The sequence below is a fragment of the Streptomyces lonarensis genome (assembly GCF_012033735.1).
Classification (GTDB): domain Bacteria; phylum Actinomycetota; class Actinomycetes; order Streptomycetales; family Streptomycetaceae; genus Streptomyces; species Streptomyces lonarensis.
On the sequence record NZ_JAAVJD010000323.1, the window covers coordinates 1 to 4688 of the forward strand.

Annotated in this window: 5 protein-coding genes; 1 reads left to right on the forward strand and 4 read right to left on the reverse strand. The window is 76.8% G+C overall.

The features are described from left to right. Positions 1-287 precede the first annotated feature (287 nt). Positions 288-794: a GNAT family N-acetyltransferase gene (locus HCN56_RS23715; protein ID WP_167974415.1), complete on the reverse strand. Its 507-nt coding sequence runs from the start codon at positions 792-794 to the stop codon at positions 288-290. 113 nt (positions 795-907) lie between these two features. On the opposite strand from HCN56_RS23715, the gene thpR reads away from it, so the two are divergent. After that, the gene (thpR, locus tag HCN56_RS23720) at positions 908-1504 is read left to right on the forward strand and encodes an RNA 2',3'-cyclic phosphodiesterase (RefSeq protein WP_167974416.1); all 597 of its coding nucleotides are present in this window, start codon (positions 908-910) and stop codon (positions 1502-1504) included. A gap of 391 nt (positions 1505-1895) precedes the next feature. Here thpR and HCN56_RS23725 read toward each other — a convergent pair whose 3' ends face one another. The 3 genes from HCN56_RS23725 to HCN56_RS23735 form a co-directional block, all read right to left on the reverse strand. Beyond that, positions 1896-2882, reverse strand: coding sequence for an aldo/keto reductase (locus HCN56_RS23725; RefSeq protein WP_167974418.1), 987 nt, complete (start codon positions 2880-2882; stop codon positions 1896-1898). A 4-nt stretch (positions 2883-2886) separates the two neighbouring features. Then, positions 2887-3363, reverse strand: a complete 477-nt coding sequence (locus tag HCN56_RS23730; protein WP_167974420.1) for a hypothetical protein — start codon at positions 3361-3363, stop codon at positions 2887-2889. 270 nt (positions 3364-3633) lie between these two features. Then, positions 3634-4395, reverse strand: a complete 762-nt coding sequence (locus HCN56_RS23735) for an enoyl-CoA hydratase/isomerase family protein (RefSeq protein ID WP_167974422.1) — start codon at positions 4393-4395, stop codon at positions 3634-3636. Positions 4396-4688 lie beyond the last annotated feature (293 nt).

Sequence of the window (4688 nt, forward strand, 5' to 3'; positions counted from 1 at the left end):
CCGCCACCGCGGTCGCCGAGCCGGCCGCGCGACCCGCGGCGGCCGAGCCTCGCAGCGAGCGGTCCGGCGGAGGTGAGGCCCGGGGCGACGCCGCGCCCGAGCCGGACACGACCGGTACGGGACGACGGGTCGGCGCCCGCCGCTGACGGTCACGTCCGCCTGCCCGCGGGAACGGGGGCACACCGGGCGTCCCGGCATCCGCGACACCGCGGGTGCCGGGGCACCGCCGTCCCCGCGTCCGGGGGAGCTGCCCGGGCGGGGACTGTCGCGCGCCGCGGCGCAGCCCCCTAGAGCCGTCGCGCGAGCAGCATCCCCGGCCACTCCCGGACGGTGAACGGCCGCACCGGCGAGAACCCCTGCGACCGGTAGTACGCCACCAACCGGCCGTCGTCCCCCGCGTAGCAGTCCACCCGCAGCAACCCCACGCCCGCCCGCCGCGTCTCGGCCACCGCGTGGTCGAGCAGGGCCGCCCCCACGCCCCGCCCCGCGTACGCCCGGTCGGTCACGAGAAGTCGCACGTACCGCTCCGGTTCCTCCACCGGGTCGACGTAGTAGTGCGGCCCGCTGCCCAGCACCAGGGTCCCCGCGGGGGAGCCCGGGCCGTCCGGCTCCGCGACCCAGGTCTCCCCCTCGGTGACCATCTCGGTGACCCGCCGTACCGCACTGGGCCGGGCGGACCACGGCTCGGTACCCCACTGCCCGGTCCGCCCCCGCTCGGCCAACCAGGTGACCGAACTGTCGAGCATCGCCAGCGCCGGCGGAATGTCGTCCACCCCGCCCCGTCGAATTCGCATGCCGCGCATCGTAGGCGCGCCGACCCGCCCGCGGCAGACGGCCTCGACGGAGCCGGAGAGCGCCGGGCGCACCACCGCGCCCCCCATCACGACGGGCACGCCATCATGGGCGGGTGATCCTCTTCGCCGCCGTGCTGCCGCCCCCGGTGGTCGTCACCGACATCGCCGCCGCCACCGCCGCCGCCACCGAGCGGCTGCCCCGCGCCGACCGGCTGCGCTGGTCCGACCCGCGCGACTGGCACCTGACGCTCGCCTACTACGGGCCGACCTCGCCGGAGGCCGACGGACCGCTCCGGCAGCGGCTCGCCGCGCTGGCGGCGGCCACCGAGCCGTTCCCCCTGGCCCTGCGCGGCGCCGGCCGGTTCGCCGACCGGGTGCTGTGGCTCGGCCTCGGTGCGGGCGAGCCGGAACTCGCCGCGCTGGCGGCGGCAGCCCGTGCGGCGGGCCCCGGAGCGGGCACCAGCGGCCCGGAAGCCGTGGCGGACCGCCGCTTCGTCCCCCACCTCACCCTCGCCCGCGCCGGTGGCCCGCCCACCCCGCTGGCACCGCTGGCGGACGCGCTGGCCGACGTCGCCCCGCCGCCCTGGCGTGTCCGGCGGCTGGTGCTGCTCACCGCGCCCCCGCCCGGCACCGCCCCGCAGCCCGGGGCGGCCCGCTACACGGCTCTCGCCTCCTGGCCGCTGGGCGGACCGGCCACCGCCCCGAGCTGACCGGCCCGGGACGCCCCACGGCGTGCCACCCGCCGTGCTGCCGGGGCCCGCCCGCAGCGGGCACCGGTGAACCGCGTCGGGCCCGCCCCGGTTACCTTTGGGGTGTGGATGCCAAGACGAGGACCCGCATCGTGACGGGCGCCCTGGTGCTGCTGTTCGCCGTCGTCACCGTCGTGGGTGCGCTCGGCGGCCGCTGACCCCGCCGCTCCCGACACCGCACCGCACCGCCGCAGCGCGGGCCGGTGCCTCCGGCGTGCCCGCCCCCGTGCGAGAACCCCGCCCGAGAACCGCCGCCCGAGAACCCCCGCGCGAGAACCGCCGCGCGCCCCGGCCCGGGGCGCGTCCGCCGGGCCGGGGCGTCGTGGTCACGGTCGGTCGTGACCCCGTGGGGTCACCAGGCGAACGCCTCCGGCGAGGGGCCCGGGCCGGGGAAGATCTCGTCCAGCCCGGCCAGCAGCTCCTCGCTCAGCTTCAGTTCGACCGCGCGCAGCGCCGAGTCCAGGTGGTCGGCGACCCGGGGGCCGACGATGGGACCGGTGACGCCGGGCCGGGTCAGCAGCCAGGCCAGCGCGACCTCGCCCGGCTCCAGCCCGTGCTTGTCGAGCAGGTCCTCGTACGCCTGGATCTTGTCGCGCAGCGCGCTGTTCTCCAGCGCCCGCGCGGACCGCGCACCGGCGCTGCCCTCGCGCTCCTTGCGCAGCACGCCGCCGAGCAGGCCGCTGCCCAGCGGCGACCACGGGATGACGCCGAGCCCGTAGGCGTTCGCCGCCGGGATGACCTCCATCTCGGCGCGCCGCTCCGTCAGGTTGTACAGGCACTGCTCGCTGACCAGTCCGAGCGAGCCGCGCCGCGCCGCCGTCTCGTTGGCCTGCGCGATGTTCCAGCCGGCGTGGTTGGAGGAGCCGACGTAGAGGATCTTGCCCTGCTGGACGAGGACGTCGACCGCCTGCCAGATCTCCTCCCACGGGGTGGCCCGGTCCACGTGGTGGAACTGGAAGAGGTCGATGTGGTCGGTCTGCAGCCGCTTGAGGCTGGCGTCCACGGCCTGCCGGATGTTGAGGGCGGACAGCTTGTCGTTGTTCGGCCAGACGGGCGCGTCGTCCAGCTGCATCGAGCCGTAGCACTTGGTGGCGAGGACCGTGCGCTCGCGCCGGCCGCCGCCGCGGGCGAACCAGGTGCCCAGGATCTCCTCGGTGCGGCCCTTGTTCTCGCCCCACCCGTACACGTTCGCGGTGTCGAAGAAGTTGATGCCGGCGTCGAGCGCGGCGTCCATGACGTCGTGGCTGTCGGCCTCCTCGGTGTGGACCCCGAAGTTCATCGTTCCCAGTACGAGGCGGCTGACCTTGAGCCCGGTGCGTCCCAGCTGTGTGTACTCCATACCGTCAGCCAACCCGCTGATCCCTCTGCCTGCAAGGGGTGGCCGCGCCGCGGGGCGCCCGCCGGGCGGGCGGGCGGTGGACGACCCGGCTCCACACCAGCGCCGTCAGCAGGAAGACGAACAGGGTGTGGCCCGAGAGCGACGCCCACCAGGCGCCGAGCACCGCCCCGTACTCGCCGCCCGCCAGCCCGCCGCCGGTCACGCAGGCGAGGAAGGCCAGGGCGGCGGTGAGCGCGGCGGCCAGCCACCAGTCGTCCCATCGGATGCCCCGCAGCCGCCACAGCGCCCCGATCACCGCCCCGGCGGCCGCGGCCACCACCAGGGGCAGCGCGAGGAGCGGCCTGCCCAGCAGCTCGTGCTGGAGCATCAGGACGCCCTCGGGACCGCCCGGCCGCAGCCAGGCGAGCGCGACCAGGGCCGCCAGCAGCCAGGGCGGGACGGCCGCGGCGAAGAGGACGAGGAGAAGACCGCGCTTCCGCATGGCGCGAGCGTAGCCACGGCCCGCCCGGCCCCGGCCCACCGGGCCGAACGGGCCGGCACCGGCGCCCCGGCCGGCACCGGGGGCGACCCGGTTCGCCCGGTGGCACCGGCCCCGGGGCTCAGCGCGTGTGGGGCCCGTGCCGCCGGCTACGGCCCTCTGCCGCGTTGCCGGAGACCCCTAACACCGCCCGGTGTGAGGGTGTCGCGCCGCCGTGCGGGCGACCGCGTCCGACGCCGCGAGCCGATCCGAGGCGGGGTCCCGCCCGTGCTGTCAACGGCTCCCGGCGTGCCGGGCGGAGATGACGGCGGCCATCAGGTCGCCGTCGAGAACGGTGGCGTCGGCCAGCCGGGCGGCGCCGGCGTACGCGTTGAAGGCCGACTTGGTCACGCGCAGCGCGGCGGGGGAGCGGCGGACGATCGGGCGGGTCCACCCCGCGACGACGTCGTCCAGCTCCGCCTCGGGGACGACCCGGTGCAGCACCGAGATCTCCTGCGCCCGGGCGGCGTCGAAGGTGGCACCGGTCAGCACCAGTTCCCGGACGCGCGCGGGCCCGGCCTCGCTGATGAGCCGGGAGAGGGCGCCGCCCCACAACGCGGGCAGTCCCAGCGCGAGTTCCGGGAGCCGATAGCGCGAGGTGTCGGCACCCACCCGGAGGTCGCAGAAGACGGCGAGCCCGAGCCCGGCACCGATCACGCCGCCCTGGAGTCGCGCGATGGTGACGGCGGGGCATGCCGCGAGCGCCTCGCAGACCCTGCGGGCCTTGCCGCCCAGCACGCGGATGCCGACACCGTCAGGGTCGCGCTCCAGCAGTTCGGTGAACTCGCCGCGGTCGCCGCCGAGGCAGAAGTCGCCGCCGGCGGCGGCGAGCACCAGGACGCGGACCCCGGGGTCGTCGGCCACGGCGGTGAGGACGGCGTGCATCTCGTCCAACATGGTGCCGATGACGGCGTTGCCGGTCTCCGGCATGTTGAGGCACAGTCGCACGACCGGGCCTTCGCGGCTGGTCAGCAGGGTCTTGAAGTCTCCGTACACGCCCTTGGGTCCTCAGGTCTCGGTCGCCGGTGTGACGAGGTTCGGTAGCGCGGTCCTGCGGCGGTCCCGCCGCCGTCCTGCCGCGGTCCGCAGCGGTCCGCGGTGTCGCGCCGGGACGTTACCCGGCGGTGCGGTCGGGCGGGCGGCAGTCCGAGGAGTGACACCCTGCACGCGCCCGGCTGCCGCGGGTCACCGCCGGGTGCGGCTGTCCGCGGATGCCGTGGCGCGCGTCGCGCGGTTCCGAGGCCGCTCGACACGCCGCCCGGCGGTGGGGGCGCCGGGCCGTCCCCGGG